The organism is Prochlorococcus marinus XMU1408 (assembly GCF_003208055.1).
GTDB classification, from domain to species: domain Bacteria; phylum Cyanobacteriota; class Cyanobacteriia; order PCC-6307; family Cyanobiaceae; genus Prochlorococcus_B; species Prochlorococcus_B marinus_A.
Map to the genome: position 1 here is coordinate 24442 of NZ_QJUE01000001.1, position 18543 is coordinate 42984.

Below are 18543 nucleotides of genomic sequence, written 5' to 3' on the forward strand. Positions count from 1 at the left end.
AGATAACTCTTCATCTATCGGAAGGCACATTTTTTAAAGAATTAGAGAGTTTTTATACCTTTTATGTCCTTAACGCTTCAATTATTTTTCAAAATGCTCAGAAAATGATCATCGTTCTGTATGATCAGCGGCCAGTAGCTTATGCGGTTTAACCGTTTTTGAAATGACTTTGCGTGTTGCGATTAATGGATTCGGAAGAATAGGACGCAATTTTATGCGTTGTTGGCTGAGTAGGGGTTCAAATACAAATATTGAGGTGGTCGGTATTAACGTCACTTCTGATCCAAAGACTTGTGCCCACTTGCTGAAATATGATTCTATTCTTGGAGCAATAAATGATGCTGAAATTTCACATACAGACGATACATTCCAAATTAACGGAAAAACGATTAAATGTTATTCAGACAGAAATCCTTTAAATCTTCCTTGGAAAGAGTGGGGTATTGATCTAGTTATTGAGTCAACAGGTGTATTTAACACCGATGTTGGTGCAAGTAAGCATTTACAGGTAGGTGCTAAGAAAGTGATTCTTACTGCGCCTGGTAAGGGTGAAGGTGTTGGTACTTATGTGGTGGGTGTTAATGCAGATAAATATTCTCATGAAGATTTTGATATTCTCAGTAATGCCAGTTGCACCACTAATTGTTTAGCCCCAATAGTAAAAGTTTTAGATCAGAAGCTAGGAATAAATAAAGGTTTAATGACCACAATTCACAGTTATACAGGAGATCAAAGAATTCTTGATAATGCTCATCGTGATTTACGTCGTGCTAGAGCTGCAGCAATGAATTTGGTTCCTACCTCTACTGGAGCGGCAAAAGCAGTGGCTCTTGTGTATCCAGAAATGAAAGGGAAACTTACTGGTATAGCAATGCGAGTTCCCACTCCAAATGTTTCTGCGGTTGATTTGGTTTTTGAATCAAGTCGCAAAACTAGTGCTGAAGAGGTAAATGCATTATTAAAAACTGCTTCACAGGGCGAAATGAAAGGAATCATTAAATATGGTGATTTGCCTCTTGTTTCCACTGATTATGCGGGAACTAATGAATCAACAATTGTTGATGAAGCTTTAACTATGTGTATCGATGACAATATGGTTAAAGTTTTAGCCTGGTATGACAATGAGTGGGGTTATAGTCAAAGGGTTGTGGATTTGGCCGAGATTGTCGCTCAAAAATGGAAGTAAAACTAATTACATATAGTTAAAAGTGTTGAAATAGATTTGATTGGTCAATATTAATTTCTTCTAAGTCATCCCAGAAAACATTAGGTTTACCTTCTTTTATAAACCCAATTATTTGGGCAGAACTAAATGTTTTTGACAAAGCTTCTGCCCAATCTTTAGGAAGACTTAATATCAATTGATAGTCTTCTGCACCGTTAAATACCCAGTCGTCCCAAATTAAATTTTTTGGCCAATCAGGATCTTTTAGGATAGAAGTTTTTGATAAAACTGCTTGACAATTACTGCTTTCGCAAATTCCTCTAATCGATTCAATAAGTCCATCGCTACTATCAGTCCCTGCGGCTCTCCAGCTGTTTGACTGAGGCTTGCACTCTTTTAATGCTATTAGCGCTTTTAAGGCTGGATAGGGTCTCCTATGTGCCTTTGTAGCTCTTTCAATCAGCTCAAGACTTATTTCGTTTTCACTTGGTAGTTTTTCTGATGTTAATAGTGCTAAACCTAATCTGCTTAATCCATGGAATCCTGTACTAACAATGTAATCACCTGGCAAAGCATTTCCTCTATGAAGTCTGGGCTGGTTCATTTCGCCGATTGCAGTAATTGAAATCATTTTTATTTCTCCAGAAGTGCAATCTCCACCAATTATCTCTCCTCCAAATTCCTTCATGGCTTCATACATTCCTTCATATAGCTTTTCTACCCATTCCCATTCTGTGCTTGGAGGTAAAACAAGCCCAACTGTGAATGAAATTATATTGTCTGAGCCGCTACAAATAAGATCAGAAATATTTGTAGTAATAGATTTCCAGCCAATATCTTTAGCATTAGATATTTTTTCAGAAAAATGAATATTTTCTACAAGTAAATCAGTATTAATAAGTAATTTATTTTTACTTTGTTCTATTTCTGCAATATCATCATCAATTTGCCCTAAACGCATAAACTTTTTTAAGCGATTGAGCAGTTCTCTTTCTCCAATATCTTGAATTCTAGTTATCACTTTTTTAAACTTAGGCTTTGAGTTTTAGATTTTCTGAACCATTTAATACTTTTATCTCAAGAATTTTGTCGTCTACTCCTAATTTATTTAAGATTTCAGAACCTTCTATTACATAACCAAAAGCGGCGTTTCTTCCATCAATAAGATTACGTCCAGCTGGATTTAATTCAGCTTCGTATAAGAAGAAGAAAAATTGGGATGAACCATCATTTAAATCCGAGTCAGAGTGAGCCCAGCCAAGTGTTCCTAATGTTGCAAATGGAAGAACTGGTGTTTCTGTGTAAAGACCAACTTCCTCAAATGTTTGGCCATAAAGTGTTTCTTTAGAATTTGGAGTTCTTATTTCTAATGGGATTTTTCTCAACTCATTTGTCTCAGGATCTACGTAACCAATTTCTTCTCCTTTAGGATCACCTGTTTGTAGAATAAAAAATTCCTCAGCTCTATTAATTGGCAAACCATCATAAAAACCTTTCATGGAAAGATCTATAAATGCTCCTGCCGTTAAAGGAGCATTGTATCCATCAATAATTGCACTCATATTTCCTTTTGAAGTTTTTATTTCTACATTAGCTCTACCTAAAAGTCTTGGTAAATTGTCATATTCACTAGGTATTTCATACGTAAACTTATTAGTAATTAAAAGAGATTCTAAATCATCAATTTTCTTTAAACTTTGTTGCCTGATTTCAAGAAATGAGAGTTTATTTTTTTCGTTTGCTATTTGGTTTAATTCCTCAAGATCTTCTTTTAAATTTGTAAGAAGATTCATTGCTTTTTCCTTATTTTCTTCAGGAATTGAGTCAAGAATTTGATTTTTTCTGTTGCTGACCAAGAATTGACTGCGTGAGGTGGCTTTGCTGATGGCTGACCATCTACTCCCACGAAGATCGTCGCTGGTATCCTCAAGTTTGTTTTGTAATTCACGTAATTCTTTCTGGTCGATCGGTAAAGAATTTCTTAAGATTGCATATGGATCTTTTTGTCGATTACCATTTGGAAGGCTTGCAATAGCAGGGTCAACCCATGGAGAACTCAAAGAAAATAGGATTGTTATCAAGGCAAGAATGCAAATCTTTTTTGCCATGTTGATTCTATGTTTTGCATGACTTTGGCACAGACTTATGATCGATTGGTATCTTTTGTGTGAATGATTTCAAGTAACGACTTTCGCACTGGCACGACGATCGAGTTAGACGGTGCAGTTTGGCGTGTTGTTGAATTTCTACATGTCAAGCCTGGGAAGGGTTCTGCGTTTGTCAGGACTAAATTAAAAGCGGTAGTAAGCGGAAATGTTGTTGAAAAAACTTTTAGAGCTGGTGAAATGGTTCCACAAGCTCTTTTAGAGAAATCAAAGTTGCAACACACATATATGGATGGTGATGATTTTGTTTTTATGGATATGACTTCTTATGAAGAAACACGCTTAACTGCAAAACAAATTGGAGAAAGCAAAAAATATCTAAAGGAAGGGATGGAGGTTAATGTAGTGTCTTGGAATGAAAAACCTCTTGAGGTTGAATTGCCCAACTCAGTTGTTTTAGAAATAAAAGAAACTGATCCTGGCGTCAAAGGTGACACTGCTTCGGGAGGTACAAAGCCTGCAATCTTGGAAACAGGAGCTCAAGTTATGGTCCCTTTATTTATTTCAATTGGTGAGAAAATTCGAGTAGATACTCGAAATGACAGTTATCTAGGCCGAGAAACACAATGACTATGAATCTTGATCATGAAGAGCTTCATCGCTTGTTGGCAACTCTAGCTGAGAGCGATATTCAAGAGTTTCGACTTGAGGGAGAGGATTTTTGCCTGGAAGTTAAACGTAATCTTGGGCTTCCTTCCGAATCAATAGCATCTCCAAAGAAAATTACAACAGAGGAGATTGATCCACCACTCCCTCAGCGAAAAATCGAGGCTTCTGCGGCACCAAGCACTCCTCCTCCTTCAGTCCCAGGATCACGCTCTGACTTGGTTGAAGTAACTGCTCCTATGGTTGGGACCTTTTACCGGGCACCAGGTCCTGAAGAGCCTCCTTTCGTAGATATTGGATCAAGAATCAGTGTTGGCCAAGCTGTTTGTATTCTTGAAGCAATGAAATTAATGAATGAACTAGAATCTGAGGTCAGTGGTGAAGTGGTTGAAATTCTTGTTGAAAATGGAACTCCAGTTGAGTTTGGCCAGGTTTTAATGAGATTAAAAACTGGATAAGATTTGCTCCTTATTGAGAAAGGATCCAGGCATTATTAATTGCGGCAATCATACTTTTATCTCTTGCTATGAATTTATCTGCAATATCAAGAGCTGTGCCATGATCAGGTGATGTTCTCACAAAAGGCAGTCCAAGAGTTGTATTAACAGCTTGATCAAAGGCAATAAGCTTTACAGGTATAAGACCTTGATCGTGATATAAAGCAAGTATTCCATCAGGAGCATTATTTTCTTTTGAATCGTAATTCCATGCATCTGCTGCTTTAATCCAGCAAGTATCCGGAGGTATGGGTCCATTAATATGTACATTTGGATTGTCTAATTTCCATTCATCAATGGTAGGAATAATTAAGTTTTGTTCTTCCATTCCAATTTTTCCTTCTTCTCCCGCATGTGGATTTAATCCAGCTATTTGTATTAATGGTCTCTCTTTAAACTTACGACAGAAGTTTAATAATGTATCTAATTTGAATTTGATTAATTCTTTGGTTAAATTATTATTTACTTTATTAATAGGTATATGTGTTGTGGCTAATAAAGTATTAAATCTCCAACCATTGTTTGGTGATACAGCTGTAAATAGCATAGATGTTTTTTTATTAGATAATTTACCTAATAATTCAGTTTGTCCTGCAAATTTATGACCTGCTTTATGCCACGCGATTTTTGAAATAGGTGCTGTTACTAGAGCGTTAGCTTTTCCTTCTAAAACAATATTAGTTGCATTAAAAAGCCATTTAAAACTTGCTGATCCTGAATTTTCATCAACTATTCCTGGAATAATTTTTTTCTCTAAAGGGATATCAATAATATCAAGATTAGTTGGGTCAGATATATTACATATTCCATGATTAATTAAATTTGAATAAGTTTGATAAATATGATTTTTGCAACCAATAAGCAAAGGATTTATATTTTTGTTTAAGTTATCTGAAGCAAGGGCTTTTAAAATGATTTCAGTTCCTATACCCGCAGGATCGCCTAATGAAATAGCTAGAGTATTTTTATTATTGTTAGATACGTTGAAATTTTTCATTTTGCTATGTGTTTTTGTGATGTCAATTTTTTTAGCTTAATTAAATGAATTGCTAATGGTTATTTCGTTATAAACAGTAGTAAGCTTTTTATTATATTGCATACAATTTAATAGACTTAGATAATTCATTAGAATTACATGAATTTTTAATATAATAATGATTAAAGATAATCTAAAAAACATAGATTAATTATTAACTTTTAATTTTGAATAACAATTTTTCAGGCCAGATTTAAAATCAGGGTAAAGAAGAGAATATCCAAGTTTTTTACATAATAACTTGTTATCAATTTTCCGATTTTCTTGCCAAAAAGATAGCGCCATTGGACTCATTGTTTTTTTTGCAATTTCAAAAGGTAATGTTGATGGTAGAGATTGTTTAGCTAATTTTGCTGCGAAAGTATTTACCTCGAGATTACTTGTCGGTAAGTTGTCAGCAATGTTCACAACGGATGGATTATTTCCTTGAGAATATAAATTAATTAAAAAAAAGACAGCTCCAGCAATATCATCGACATGAATTCTTGAAAAAACTTGATCGGGCTTATCGATCATTTTTAGTGTGCCATTCAAAAGGCTTTCAAATGCAGACCTTCCAGGTCCATAAATACCCGGCAATCTAAGTATTTGAATAGGAAGCTTGGTTTCTAACCATTCTTGTTCACAGGAAAATCTACGTACACTTCGTTCTTGCTGGGGATTAGGAGAAGTTGCTTCGTTTACCCATGCTCCTTTTGTGTTTCCATATACCCCCGTTGTGGAAAGGTATCCAACCCATTCTATAGTTTTTGAATTTAATAATTTACTCTTAACTTTGTTGAGTACGGGATCTTTGCCATTCATTAAAGGAGGTATACAACTTAAGACATGTGTTGCGCCTTCGAGAATTTCATTAGACAATTCGTTATCGCTATTAAATACGAAATCGGCACCTGTACTATCTTTTTTTCTTCTGCTACATAAAACTTTTGCTCCTAATAGTCTGCCTACACTTGCGATTCTTTGTCCGCTATACCCGCCTCCAAAAATGATTAATTTCGATTGAGGCGGCATGCAAGCCAATCGCTTGACAATATCATGAATCATTAGTACAAATGTATTATGTTGATTATTTGGTAATGAGTGCTTCTTATTTAAAGCCTAGTCTGAATTCCATCAATGGACCTAGCAGATTAAGGAACGATAAAAAATTATATGTAAAAAAGAGAAACCATGACTTGATAAAACCTTTAATTGCTTCTATTTGCTTTTTATTGTGTTTAGTTTTTGTTCCTGAGAAACCAACTAATTTATCTTCTATATGTGAAAAATATAATTCTTATGCAGCGTGCCAAGTTTGGTAAAACTTTAAGCTGGTTGCCAAGAATAATCTTCATTTAAACGTTGTTTCGACTTTTTTAGACTTTCATTATTTTTTGGTTGAGCCCATTTTAGAAGTCGAAGAGCCAAACGAATATCTCCTTCAGTCCATGCTCTTATGGCCATTGAACGTCTTGGATCGTAAAAACGTTGTTTTCTATACCATTCAAAAGCATCATTGTCTGTTTTGCTTCCATTGCATGAAAGGCAAGCAGGTACACAATTTTCAGTGATGCTTAATCCACCTTTACTTCTTGGTAAAACGTGATCAATTGATTCTGAATTTTTCCCACAATATATACAGCTTTTACCAGTGAACTCATGCAATGACCTACGCCATCTTCGGTCACTTAACTTTGGGCATAGATCTTCTAAGAAAACCGCATCCCTGTTGTGCATACGTTTTAATTATCTGCATGAATTCTGCCTTGATAAAGGCATTAGTCAATGTATCGAAAATTGCATTTTTGATTTTTACAAGATTATTTTATTTTTTTGATCCTTTTCTCTCATTGATTCAATGTTCTTAATTAATAATTATAACGATCTAAATTCATTCCTTTAGGTGTTTTTTCTATACTTTTGTCATCTTTTAATTTATCGTCATTGCTTATTGTTATCGGTGTTGAGTCACCTGTATATAGATCTCCTAAATAATTAATGCAGTCTTCATATTTTATTGGATCTTGAACTACTTCTTCAACAATAAATGAGGCAGCTTGTTTAGGTGAAGTTTTGAACAAGCCTTGTTTTTTACTTTTAATAAATTGATAGGCTGCTTGCCAGCTTGGCTCATGTGTATTACCACCATTTCTCATAAAACAATATATATCTGCTCCGTTTGTTACTGCTGCGTTAGTTTTTGTTCCTAAAGTAGTACCACATAATAAACAAATTATTGAAATTGGTAAGAAGTTTCGCTTTATCTCAATTGGCATGATTTTAAGAGAATTATCGATTTTAAATTATCTATTTTTTTTTCTTCTGTCTAGCTCTAGTTCGAATTAGTAGTTCTTTTTTAAAACCTATTAGCATGATTTTTGACTGTATAAAAAATCCCATTTTAGAATTGACGAATTAATTTGTTTACTTTTGATTTCGCTTGACTTTTTTATATGACTAAAATAACTATTTTTTGATATAGTAATTAACGAAATTTTTTGTATTTACAAATTTAATAATGAATGCAGTACAAGTAAAGAAACAAGAGTTTTTAAAAGATGCAGTTTGTTTTTTTAAAAATGCTTCAGAGCATGCTGATGAAGGAAATTTACAATCATGCGCTGCATTAATTTTAAAAGCACTTGATAAAGAGAGAATGGCTGGACGAGTTGGGCCTCAGGTCCTTCATTTAATTAAAACTAGATAAATATCCTATCAATTGCATTAAAATATTCATTTCTTTTTATCTAGGATAATCTAGATAAATTTAAAAACTTTATTTTATTTACTCGATTTGGTACGCAAAAATCATAAACAGATATAACTTACTTTTAATTAGGTATTTATTATTAGTTATTTAGTACAGAAATTGATTTAGCCAGTCCTTTACCTATCGGAGCCTTGAGTTTACCAATTTTATCTAAACTGCACTCTAAAGCTGAGATTACACTAATAATATCTCTATCATTAACAAATCCTAAATGTCCAATTCTAAAGATTTTTCCTTTTAAGTGATCTTGTCCTCCAGCAAGGAGTATATCGAAATCATTTTTTATTGATTTTCTTATAGTTTCTGCATCTACATGCTCAGGCTGAACAGCTGTTATTGCTGGGCTTCCATAACCTTCTTTTGTAAATAATTTCAAACCCATTGCTTTTATTCCTTCTTGTGTTGCTTTTTGATGACGAGCGTGACGTGTAAAAATATTATTTAATCCTTCTTTTTGCATCATTGTTAATGATGCTTCTAACGCAAAATATAAATTTATGGCAGGAGTAAATGGATTACTATTTTTATTTATTGCTTTTAAATATTGTTTTAAATCTAAATAAAATTTTGGTAAATCTGATGAAGCATTGGCTTCCCAAGCTCTTTTGCTCATAGCAACAAAACTTAGGCCTGGTGGAATCATATAACCTTTTTGAGAGCCGGAAGCTATTACATCAATTCCCCATTCGTCCATTGGAATATTACATGCACCAAGGCTTGTTACACAATCAGCGATAGTAATGGCTCTACTATGACTTTTTACTGCGCTATTAATTTCTTTGAGATCATTAATTACTCCTGTTGAAGTTTCTGAGTGAGTCAAAATTACAGCTTTAATTTTCTTTTCAGTGTCTTCTTCGAGAATCATTTTAAATTCATTAGGATCTAAAGGCTGGCCCCAATCACTTTTTACGACTTTTACATTTAGCCCATATGCTTTGGCAACTTTTACCCATCTTTCTCCAAATTTCCCATTATCTCCACATATGACTTGATCACCTTTGCTTAGTGTATTTATTATTCCAGCCTCCATTGCAGCAGTCCCACTCCCAGTAATTGTTAGAACGTCCGCAGTTGTTTGGTGGAGCCATTGAAGTTGCTTAGTTGTTTTTTGAACAATTTCTTGAAACTCTCCACTCCTATGACCGATAGGATGTTTACTCATACAACTCAAAACGTTTTCTGGTACTGGCGTTGGTCCAGGAATCATTAGATTGAGTTTGTCTTGCATGTACTTATTTAGTTCTAGATTATTATTATTTTAAAAAATTATTTAGGGAATTTCTTCTATCGTCAGCTCTTCGAATGATTTGAATGAATTTACTCTTCCTGTGTGGGTAGTTGCGGCTGCGAAGTCTGCAATGAACACGCTCCTTGGGAATAAATTTAAAGATATTGAGAAAATTTATTTGCCAAATAAACAAGGGTCAATTGAGGTGCCTATCTGTTCCTCTGCATTGCTTGATAATGGTGAGAGATCATTAGCCGTTAGTCATTGCCAGTCAGGTTTATCTCTTGATGTAACAAGAGGGTTAGAAATATGGGCGTATATTAAATTCAATAAAGCTAATAAACCCTCTGGAAAGATAGTTGAAAATGGCTTTCCTGAGTGGCTGGATTTCCATGCAGGATATGGAGTAGGCAAATTTGAATCATCTGGTCTGCCATGTATATCAAAATTTGCGCTTGATTTGTTATGTATAAATCTTTATCCCTTATTACCCAAAGACTCTTCAATCACAGTGGAAGTTGTATTACCTGAAGGCAAAGATCGTGCTTTAAAGACCAGTAATAAAGCTTTTGGAGTTGTTGATGGATTATCACTTATTGGTACACAGGCTGAGGTTCAAATTAGTGCTTCTCCTGAACAGTTGAAAAATTGTATAGAGATTTTGCATCACAAATGTTCTAAAGCCTCATTTGATGGATGTTTGACATTTGTTATTGGTGAAAATGGAATGGATTTAGCACTAAAATTTGGACTTCCAGCTGGGCAAATTATTAAAACCGGTAATTGGTTAGGCCCTCTTCTTGTTGCTGCTGCAGAAAATGGTGTGAAGAAACTTTTATTATTTGGCTATCATGGCAAATTGGTAAAATTATCTGGCGGTGTTTTTCATACCCATCATCATCTTGCAGATGGAAGACTTGAAATACTCACTTCACTTGCTGTTAGAGAAGGTATTTCTTTTGATTTGATTGAATTAATTAGTAAATCAAGTTCAGTGGAAAATGCTTTATTAGCACTTGAGTTAAATCATCCAGAGGAGGTTGCTTTGATTTGGGGAAGGATGGCAAAAGAAATTGAAATTAAAAGCTTGAAATATGTGAATCGATATTTGTTTTCTGCCATTGAAATAGGAACTGTTTTATTTGATCGTAAAAGACAAATTCGTTGGGCTGGGTTACAAGGTTTAAAACAAATTAATTCTTTAGGGTTAATTCTTAAGTGATCGGCATATTCCTATTCTCTTAATTAGTCTATTTGATAAGAATGTTTTACAAGGATTCATCAGGTTAATATGACTTCAATGATTTCAAAGGAAAAACGAAATCCAGCAATCGTTATTCTCGACTTTGGCTCTCAATACTCCGAATTAATTGCTCGCAGGATCAGAGAAACAGAGGTTTACTCATTAGTTATGAGTTACACAACAACTGCTCAGCAATTATCTGCTCTGAAGCCTAAAGGAATAATTCTAAGCGGGGGACCTGGGTCTGTTTATGAAGATGGTGCTCCATTTTGTGATCCAGAGCTGTTCAATTTAGGTATTCCTGTTCTTGGAGTTTGTTATGGAATGCAATTAATGGTGCATCAATTAGGAGGCTCTGTGAAACCTGCCACGGGAAAAGCGGAATATGGAAAAGCACCGTTAGAGGTTGATGATCCAACAGCCCTATTAACTAATGTTATGAGTGGATCTACTATGTGGATGAGTCATGGAGATTCAGTTAAAAAATTACCACAAGGATTTGTCAGATTAGCCCATACTTCTAATACTTCAGAAGCGGCTATTGCATTACATGAAAAGAGTTTTTATGGAGTTCAATTTCATCCTGAAGTTGTTCATTCTACTCAAGGAATGGTTTTAATAAGAAATTTTGTATATCATATTTGTTCATGTGAGCCTGATTGGACTACAAATTTATTTATAGATGAGGCTGTTACTCAAGTACAGCAACAAGTAGGAGACAAAAAAGTTTTATTGGCTTTATCAGGTGGAGTTGATTCATCAACTCTTGCATTTCTATTAAATAAAGCAATTGGAAATCAATTGACATGCATGTTTATTGATCAAGGTTTTATGAGAAAGGGTGAGCCGGAATTTCTTATGTCATTTTTTGATGAAAAGTTCAATATCAATGTTGAATACATAAATGCTAGAGAAAGATTTATTTCGAAATTAAAAGGAGTAATAGATCCTGAGCAAAAGCGTAAAATTATTGGGCGAGAATTTATTAGAGTTTTTGAAGAGGAAAGTCTTCGTTTAGGTCCATTTGATTACTTAGCTCAGGGGACGCTTTATCCTGATGTAATTGAAAGTGCTGGAACTAATATTGATCCAAAAACAGGAGAAAGAATAGCGGTTAAAATCAAAAGTCATCATAATGTTGGAGGTTTACCAAAAGATTTACAATTTAAATTGGTAGAACCTTTGAGACGTTTATTTAAAGATGAAGTTAGGAAAGTTGGTAAATCTCTTGGATTACCAGATGAGATTGTTCGGAGACATCCATTTCCAGGTCCAGGATTGGCTATAAGGATTTTAGGTGAGGTTACTCATGAAAAATTAAATTGTTTAAGAGATGCCGATTTAATTGTCCGAGAAGAGGTTAACAATGCTGGCTTGTATCACGATATTTGGCAAGCGTTTGCTGTCTTGCTTCCTGTTTACTCGGTTGGAGTAATGGGAGATCAAAGAACCTATGCATGGCCTATTGTGCTTCGATGCGTTTCAAGCGAAGATGGAATGACGGCTGATTGGTCTCGCTTGCCATATGAAGTTTTAGAAAAAATTTCTAACCGTATAGTTAATGAAGTCGAGGGAGTTAATAGAGTTGTTTTGGATATAACAAGCAAACCTCCAGGAACTATAGAGTGGGAGTAGCGGAAACGTCTATTTTTTAGTGATAACTTGATTGATATAGTTTTACGTAGATTTTACATGAGAAAAATGATGCCGATATAACTAGGGTTGTGATGGGTCGGTTTTACGTGATTTCTTTTTATCTTCTCTATGGAGAAATCCTAGAAAGATGGTTTTTTCTACAAACTCAAAATCTGAAATGTTTTGAACGTAGTGAGTTTATAATTTTGATACCCAGAACTGATACATTCCTGCGAACGTGTTGGGATGTTTTTCTTCAAACTTTGCCCAGTTTTGTAAATTGATTTGTTTTTTATCTTCTGGGAAACATTGCTGATAAAGAGATTTAACGGGTTGTGGCAGTAAGAATCCCAGAAACTTTAATTTATTAGAACTGAGAATATCTTGTAATTGGTTAATTGTGAATCTATGTTCTTGTGCGTGAAAGCATAGATCACGACATTCTGACATCGTATAAAAATTACCCCAATTCCGAAGATTAGTTATTTGTTCAATTTTGCCAGAAAAAACATCTTCTCTCAAATTTTTGATCTCTTCTTCATTTGGTTGAAGATTCTTAGTGGTTATGTACTCTCTTGCTGCAATAATATCTTGTCTTGCTAGTTCGCTATATAAACCCAATTTAAGAAAACCGTTATTTTTCAAACTATCCAATAATTCTCTCAACCCTTTTGAAGGATTATCCATATGGTGTAAAACACCTCCACATTCAATAATATCAAATTGTTCCTCTAATAAATTTACTTCTAAGAGATCCATCTCAATTAGTTCAACATTATCAATTCCAAGTTCATTTATCTTCCTTTGAGCATAAGATAAACTAGATAAACTTAAATCTATAGCTGTGATTTGAGCGTTATTATACCTCTGTGTTTGTAAGATTTGATTACCTGTACCACATCCAGCAATGAGGATTTTTAATTGCTCCTCACCTTCATTTTTATTGATGTAGTTGGGTTTGATTTCACTATTAATTGCTTGATTAATAGATGACTTTTGACTTTCTTTATGACTTCCATATCTCCATCTAGGATATGGATTTTTTTCATATTGAGATTTTACTTTTTGAGAAATATTTTCATTAAAGGACCCTAATTTTTTGATATTTTGGGATAATTCAACTTCTTTCAAAGGTTCTATTATTTGTAATTTTATTAGTTCTTTAAAACTTTGATGAGAAGAATTAAAAGATTTTAAAGATGGTATTTGAGTAAGAAGTTTATACAGTGGCAAATAACAAGATAAAATTGAAATATTTGTTTCACTTACTTCCCCATTTTTACATTTATTGATTATTGTATTAATACATATATTTTCTTCTTCTGTTAATGAGTAAACATATTCATTAAGAAAGCATTGTTCTCCTAAGGCAATAATAAATTGTAATTGAGAGAAACTTATTTCTTCTTTACTCTCGGCAATCCTATCGCATATATATTTTCTAACATTGGTTAGTAATTTCTCCAATCTAATATCCCTAAAAGTTATCTTTTTAAGTGCATTAATGATGACTTTTTCATTTACAAGCATTTCTATTTTAGAAAAATCTAAATCTATTTTTTCTAGATTACTAATTATTTTATTGCTATATAAAAAGTTAAATGCATTAAATAATTCTTTATGAGTTACATCATTTCTCTCTAGCAAAAGATTTAATATATCTTTTAATTTTGCTTTCTTTAACTGAGATATGTCTGATTCTTTTATAAATCTAGTAATTGAGGAGTAAATATTAGAATTTTTTGGATTGATATTAATTGTTTTAAGATAAGAATCAAATGCTCCTACTTGATCGCCAAGCTCATTCAATATGTTTCCCAGATTGTAATGAGCATTTGCAAAATCAGGATTGAGTTCAATTGCTTTGCGGTAGGATAATTCTGCTTCTTTTAATTTGCCAAGATCTTTCAATATATTTCCTAGATTGGAATGCGCCTGTGCGTAATTAGGATTAAGTTCAATTGCTTTGCGGTAGGATAATTCTGCTTCTTTTAATTTGCCAATATCTCTCAATATGACTCCCAGATTGTAATGAGCATCTGTGAAATCAGGATTGAGTTCAATTGCTTTGCGGTAGGATAATTCTGCTTCTTTTAATTTGCCAAGATCTTTCAATATATTTCCTAGATTGGAATGCGCCTGTGCGTAATCAGGATTGAGTTCAATTGCTTTGCGGTAGGATAATTCTGCCTCTTTTAATTTGCCAAGATCTTTCAATACGTTTCCTAGATTGGAATGTGCTTCTACGTAATCAGTATTAAGTTCAATTGCTTTGCGGTATAACAATTCTGCGTCTTTTAAGTTGCCAAGATTTTTTAATATGACTCCATAATTAGAAAAAACCCTGTGATCTTTGAATCCTTGACTTATGAACTGTTGATAATATTTTGTTGCTTCTGAAACATTTCCCTGTGAATGAAACTTAAATGCTTGATTGATTATTTGTTCTTTAGAAGGTTTGGTTTTCTTATTGCGTTTCTTTTTAGATTTATGCTGATCTCCAAAACCTTTCATCTTTAAAACCTTCAGGTCCCTACCTTAAAAGTACAGTAATATAAACACTCAACTTATTGACCATATCTTTTGTCTCTTGGTGACTTCTCTACAAAAGTATCATTGAGTTTAATTTCCCTCCTAATCCATTGGTATGAATGGGTTTTACGTGCCATATTTAAAGATAAAACCCGTTGCTATGACTGAGGGTTTAGAAATACTCTTTTGCAATACTTTTTGGTAGTCGCAAAATCTAGGTCGTGTAGTCGGCATTAATGCGAACATATTGATCAGATAAATCACAACCCCAAGCAGTAGCAGAACCTTTCCCAATACCTATCCTTAATCTAATACTTATAAGATCATCCATCAAATATTTTCCTTGTAATCTTGCTTTCATAAAATTGCTAACTATTTGTCTATCAAAATCTAGAGGTACTCCATTAGCAAATATTTCATACGGTCCAATCCATAATGTGACATCAGACAAGTTAAAATGTTCACCCGCACATCCAAGTGCAGCGATAATTCTTCCCCAATTAGGATCTGAACCATGAACTGCGGTTTTAACTAATGAGGATGAAGCGATAGTGCGAGCTTTTAAGTGAGCATCTAAATCAGATTGAGCACCGTCAACTTTAATCTCCAGCAAACAATTAGCACCTTCGCCATCCCTCGCAATTGATTTAGCCAAGTATTGGGCAGTCAAATGTAATCCCTCTTCAAGAGTTGATAAAAATCTTTGATCTAATTGTCTTCCGGAAGAGAAAGCTAGAAAAGTATCATTAGTACTTGTATCACCATCAACTGTGATTGCATTAAAAGATGAATTAGCAACTCGCTTAATCATGTCAGACCATAATTCCTGATCAACACCAACATCACATGTTATATAACTCAACATTGTTGCCATTGATGGATGAATCATACCTGAACCTTTAGCCATACCTCCGATACAAATTCGTCTTCCTCCAAGAACTGCTTCATATGCAATTTGCTTCACCTTAAGATCTGTTGTAAGGATTGCATTTGCCGCATCCAGGTATACATTCTTCTCTAAGCTCTTGATCAAAAGATCTAAATGACTATTCACTCTCTCTAATGGTATTGGCTCACCAATGACGCCAGTAGAACAAATCAAAACTTCTACATCAGATAAGCCCATACGTTTAGCAATTTCATGTGTGATTATTTCACTATCAATTTTCCCTCTACCACCTGTACAAGCATTTGCGTGTCCAGAATTAATTACTACAGCACGTATTTTTCCTTTCGAAACTTTAAGTCGATCAATGCATAGATCAACGCAATAAGCGCGAGCCACAGATTTAGTAAATGTACCACTGCAACAAGAACCTTCAGGAGCATAAAGCAAAGCAAGATCTTTCTTTGCAGAAGGTTTTAACCCTGCTGAAATACCGGCTGCTAAAAAACCATCAGGGCTGGAAATACCACCAGAAATTGGAGACCATATAGAAGATTCCATAAGACTCAAATTCAGAAAGGCTTTTTTGACTTACTATCAATATTAATGACTGACAAAAAACAAACAAACAACTTTTGTCTTAGATGGACAGGCAAGCAAAGAAGAATAGGTATCACTGGAGGTATTGCTAGTGGAAAAACGGTTATTGGTGATTTTCTTTTTCAAACTAAACAATGGCCTATTTTAGATGCTGATTTATATGCTCATGAAGCATTGAAGCCTGAAAGCGAAATATCAAAACAAGTCTTATTAAGATATGGAAATAAAATAATTTTAAATTCAACCAAAAATCATCAAGTTATTGATCGTAAAGCATTAGCTCAAATAATTTTTCAAAATAATTATGAAAAAGATTGGCTAGAGGAAATAATCCATCCATTTGTAAATAAAAGAATCGAAGAAGATTTAGAGAAATTCAAATCAAATTCAATAATAGTATTAATTATTCCTCTACTATTTGAACAAAACTATACACATTTATGTAGTGAAATTTTGTACATAGATTGTTCTAAAGAAAAGCAGATTGAGCGTCTTCAAAAAAGAAATGGCATAAGTATTAATGAGGCAAAGCAAAGAATTAATGCACAATGGGATAGCTGTTTTAAAAAACAATTTGCAGATTTTACGATTACTAATTCTACAGATGATGAATCATGGAAAGAAGAATTAAATAATTTATATAATTCCTAAGCTTGTAATTTTTTATTTAAAATTTCATTAGCAAGTTTTGGATCAGCTTTCCCTTTTGTTTCCTTCATTAATTGACCAACAAAAAAGCCTAAAAGTTTCTTCTTCCCTGACCTAAAAGACTCAACCTCATTAGGATGATTAAGAATTAATTTCTCAACAATTTCCTCGATAACTTTCGGATCAGCAATCATCCCCAAACCACGTTCTTTAACTAATTTCTTTGGAGAACCACCTTGACTTAATAATTCAGGTAATAGATCTTTGGCAATTTTCCCGCTTATTTCTCCGTCATCAATCATATTTAACATTTCTGCTAATTCTTTTGGTTGTAAACATATTTGATCAAAAGATAATCTATTAGAATTAAGATAAGCTGCTATATCTCCAGTTATCCAGTTTGCAGAAGATTTTGGTGCCGCGCCTTCATCAACAACTTTTTCAAAAAATATAGCCATTGAAGATTCATCAGTCAAAACTCTTGAATCATAAATAGAAAGACCAAGTTCTTTAGAATACCTATTTCTTTTTGCCGCTGGCAATTCCGGTAGTTCAGAACGCCATTTTTCTTTTAAATCATTACTTACTTCTATGGGACCTAGATCAGGATCAGGGAAATAACGATAATCGCTACTGCCCTCTTTTGATCTCATGCTTTTAGTCAATTGCTTACCCTCATCCCATAACCTCGTTTCTTGTTTTACTTCTTCTCCAGATTCATAAGCTTTAATTTGCCTCTTAATTTCATATTCACAAGCTTTCTGAATAGCTGAAAATGAATTCATATTTTTTATTTCTACTTTTGTGCCAAATGGATCATCAACAGTTGGTCTTACTGAAATATTTACATCACATCGCAAAGAACCCTCCTGCATATTCCCATCAGATACTCCCAAATAACGCATTATTCTTCTAATTTCAGCTGCATATTCCGCAGCCTCTCTACCTGTTCTTAAATCAGGTTTACTAACTATTTCAGCAAGTGCTACGCCTGCCCTATTGTAATCAACCAGAGAATGGGTGGACCCTGATAATTGATCACTACCTGCGTGAACAAGTTTTCCAGCATCCTCTTCCATATGTAGTCTTTCAATACCTATTTTTTTGACATAAGTTTCTTTCCCTTTTTCAGCTACTTCTACCTCTATCCAACCATCTTCTGCAATAGGTTCATCAAACTGAGATATTTGATAATTTTTTGGTAAGTCTGGATAAAAATATTGCTTTCTATCAAATTTACTATGAGAGGCAATATTTAAGTTCAAAGCCATCGCTGCTTTTACTGCATATTCCAGAACCTTTTTATTTAAAACTGGCAAAGTACCTGGTAATCCACAAACCACTGGATCGATATGAGTATTCGGATCATCACCAAAATTTGTTGATGCACTAGTAAATATTTTGCTCTTAGTCCCTAACTGTACATGCGTCTCTAATCCGATTACTACTTCCCAAGAAACATTTGATTCTGACATTAATTTGACCTAGATATATGAATCTTATGAAAGAAAAGCTCAGACATGGAAGCTAACGTAATCTAAAACATT

The 18543-nt window shown here is 33.9% G+C and carries 17 protein-coding genes; 7 read left to right on the forward strand and 10 right to left on the reverse strand.

Annotated features, from left to right (window positions below; genetic code table 11):
- Positions 1–163 precede the first annotated feature (163 nt).
- Positions 164–1186, forward strand: coding sequence for a type I glyceraldehyde-3-phosphate dehydrogenase (gene gap / locus DNJ73_RS00115; protein WP_158465707.1), 1023 nt, complete (start codon positions 164–166; stop codon positions 1184–1186).
- A gap of 16 nt (positions 1187–1202) precedes the next feature.
- On the opposite strand, the gene thiL is transcribed toward gap, so the two are convergent.
- The gene (thiL, locus tag DNJ73_RS00120; RefSeq protein WP_187152505.1) at positions 1203–2186 is read right to left on the reverse strand and encodes a thiamine-phosphate kinase; all 984 of its coding nucleotides are present in this window, start codon (positions 2184–2186) and stop codon (positions 1203–1205) included.
- 10 nt (positions 2187–2196) lie between these two features.
- A complete protein-coding gene (locus DNJ73_RS00125) occupies positions 2197–3273 on the reverse strand; it encodes a peptidylprolyl isomerase (RefSeq protein ID WP_158465708.1) in 1077 nt (358 codons plus the stop codon).
- Between the two features lie 63 nt (positions 3274–3336).
- Between DNJ73_RS00125 and efp the strand changes: the two genes are divergently transcribed.
- Both efp and accB read left to right on the forward strand, forming a co-directional pair.
- The gene (gene efp / locus DNJ73_RS00130; protein ID WP_158465709.1) at positions 3337–3900 is read left to right on the forward strand and encodes an elongation factor P; all 564 of its coding nucleotides are present in this window, start codon (positions 3337–3339) and stop codon (positions 3898–3900) included.
- On the forward strand, positions 3897–4394 hold the full coding sequence (gene accB / locus DNJ73_RS00135) for an acetyl-CoA carboxylase biotin carboxyl carrier protein (RefSeq protein WP_158465710.1): 498 nt from the start codon (positions 3897–3899) through the stop codon (positions 4392–4394). The genes efp and accB overlap by 4 nt, the downstream gene beginning before the upstream one ends.
- 10 nt (positions 4395–4404) lie before the next feature.
- On the opposite strand, the gene pdxA is transcribed toward accB, so the two are convergent.
- From pdxA to DNJ73_RS00160, 4 genes are all read right to left on the reverse strand, one after another.
- Positions 4405–5430, reverse strand: coding sequence for a 4-hydroxythreonine-4-phosphate dehydrogenase PdxA (pdxA, locus tag DNJ73_RS00140; protein ID WP_158465711.1), 1026 nt, complete (start codon positions 5428–5430; stop codon positions 4405–4407).
- A gap of 186 nt (positions 5431–5616) precedes the next feature.
- Positions 5617–6516 (reverse strand): SDR family oxidoreductase, encoded by a 900-nt coding sequence (locus DNJ73_RS00145; RefSeq protein ID WP_158465712.1) that lies wholly within the window; start codon positions 6514–6516, stop codon positions 5617–5619.
- A gap of 261 nt (positions 6517–6777) precedes the next feature.
- Entirely contained in the window at positions 6778–7188 is a 411-nt protein-coding gene (locus DNJ73_RS00155; protein ID WP_158465714.1) for an HNH endonuclease, read from the reverse strand.
- A gap of 131 nt (positions 7189–7319) precedes the next feature.
- Complete coding sequence (locus DNJ73_RS00160) at positions 7320–7727, reverse strand: DUF6554 family protein (RefSeq protein ID WP_158465715.1); 408 nt, start codon at positions 7725–7727, stop codon at positions 7320–7322.
- A 242-nt stretch (positions 7728–7969) separates the two neighbouring features.
- Here DNJ73_RS00160 and DNJ73_RS00165 point away from each other — a divergent pair, with 242 nt between their 5' ends.
- Positions 7970–8158, forward strand: coding sequence for a hypothetical protein (locus tag DNJ73_RS00165; RefSeq protein WP_158465716.1), 189 nt, complete (start codon positions 7970–7972; stop codon positions 8156–8158).
- 142 nt (positions 8159–8300) lie between these two features.
- Here the strand turns inward: DNJ73_RS00165 and DNJ73_RS00170 are convergent, their stop codons facing one another.
- The gene (locus DNJ73_RS00170) at positions 8301–9452 is read right to left on the reverse strand and encodes a pyridoxal-phosphate-dependent aminotransferase family protein (RefSeq protein ID WP_158465717.1); all 1152 of its coding nucleotides are present in this window, start codon (positions 9450–9452) and stop codon (positions 8301–8303) included.
- Between the two features lie 79 nt (positions 9453–9531).
- Between DNJ73_RS00170 and cbiD the strand changes: the two genes are divergently transcribed.
- Together cbiD and guaA are read left to right on the forward strand one after the other, a co-directional pair.
- Positions 9532–10674 (forward strand): cobalt-precorrin-5B (C(1))-methyltransferase CbiD, encoded by a 1143-nt coding sequence (gene cbiD, locus DNJ73_RS00175; RefSeq protein WP_158465718.1) that lies wholly within the window; start codon positions 9532–9534, stop codon positions 10672–10674.
- 69 nt (positions 10675–10743) lie between these two features.
- Entirely contained in the window at positions 10744–12330 is a 1587-nt protein-coding gene (gene guaA, locus DNJ73_RS00180) for a glutamine-hydrolyzing GMP synthase (RefSeq protein WP_158465719.1), read from the forward strand.
- A gap of 198 nt (positions 12331–12528) precedes the next feature.
- Here guaA and DNJ73_RS00185 read toward each other — a convergent pair whose 3' ends face one another.
- Positions 12529–14844: a tetratricopeptide repeat protein gene (locus tag DNJ73_RS00185; RefSeq protein WP_158465720.1), complete on the reverse strand. Its 2316-nt coding sequence runs from the start codon at positions 14842–14844 to the stop codon at positions 12529–12531.
- Positions 14845–15076: 232 nt separating this feature from the next.
- Complete coding sequence (gene argJ / locus DNJ73_RS00190) at positions 15077–16309, reverse strand: bifunctional glutamate N-acetyltransferase/amino-acid acetyltransferase ArgJ (RefSeq protein WP_158465721.1); 1233 nt, start codon at positions 16307–16309, stop codon at positions 15077–15079.
- 45 nt (positions 16310–16354) lie between these two features.
- On the opposite strand from argJ, the gene coaE reads away from it, so the two are divergent.
- Positions 16355–16999, forward strand: coding sequence for a dephospho-CoA kinase (coaE, locus tag DNJ73_RS00195; protein WP_158465722.1), 645 nt, complete (start codon positions 16355–16357; stop codon positions 16997–16999).
- Here coaE and gatB read toward each other — a convergent pair.
- Complete coding sequence (gene gatB / locus DNJ73_RS00200) at positions 16996–18471, reverse strand: Asp-tRNA(Asn)/Glu-tRNA(Gln) amidotransferase subunit GatB (RefSeq protein WP_158465723.1); 1476 nt, start codon at positions 18469–18471, stop codon at positions 16996–16998. The genes coaE and gatB overlap by 4 nt on opposite strands.
- Positions 18472–18543 lie beyond the last annotated feature (72 nt).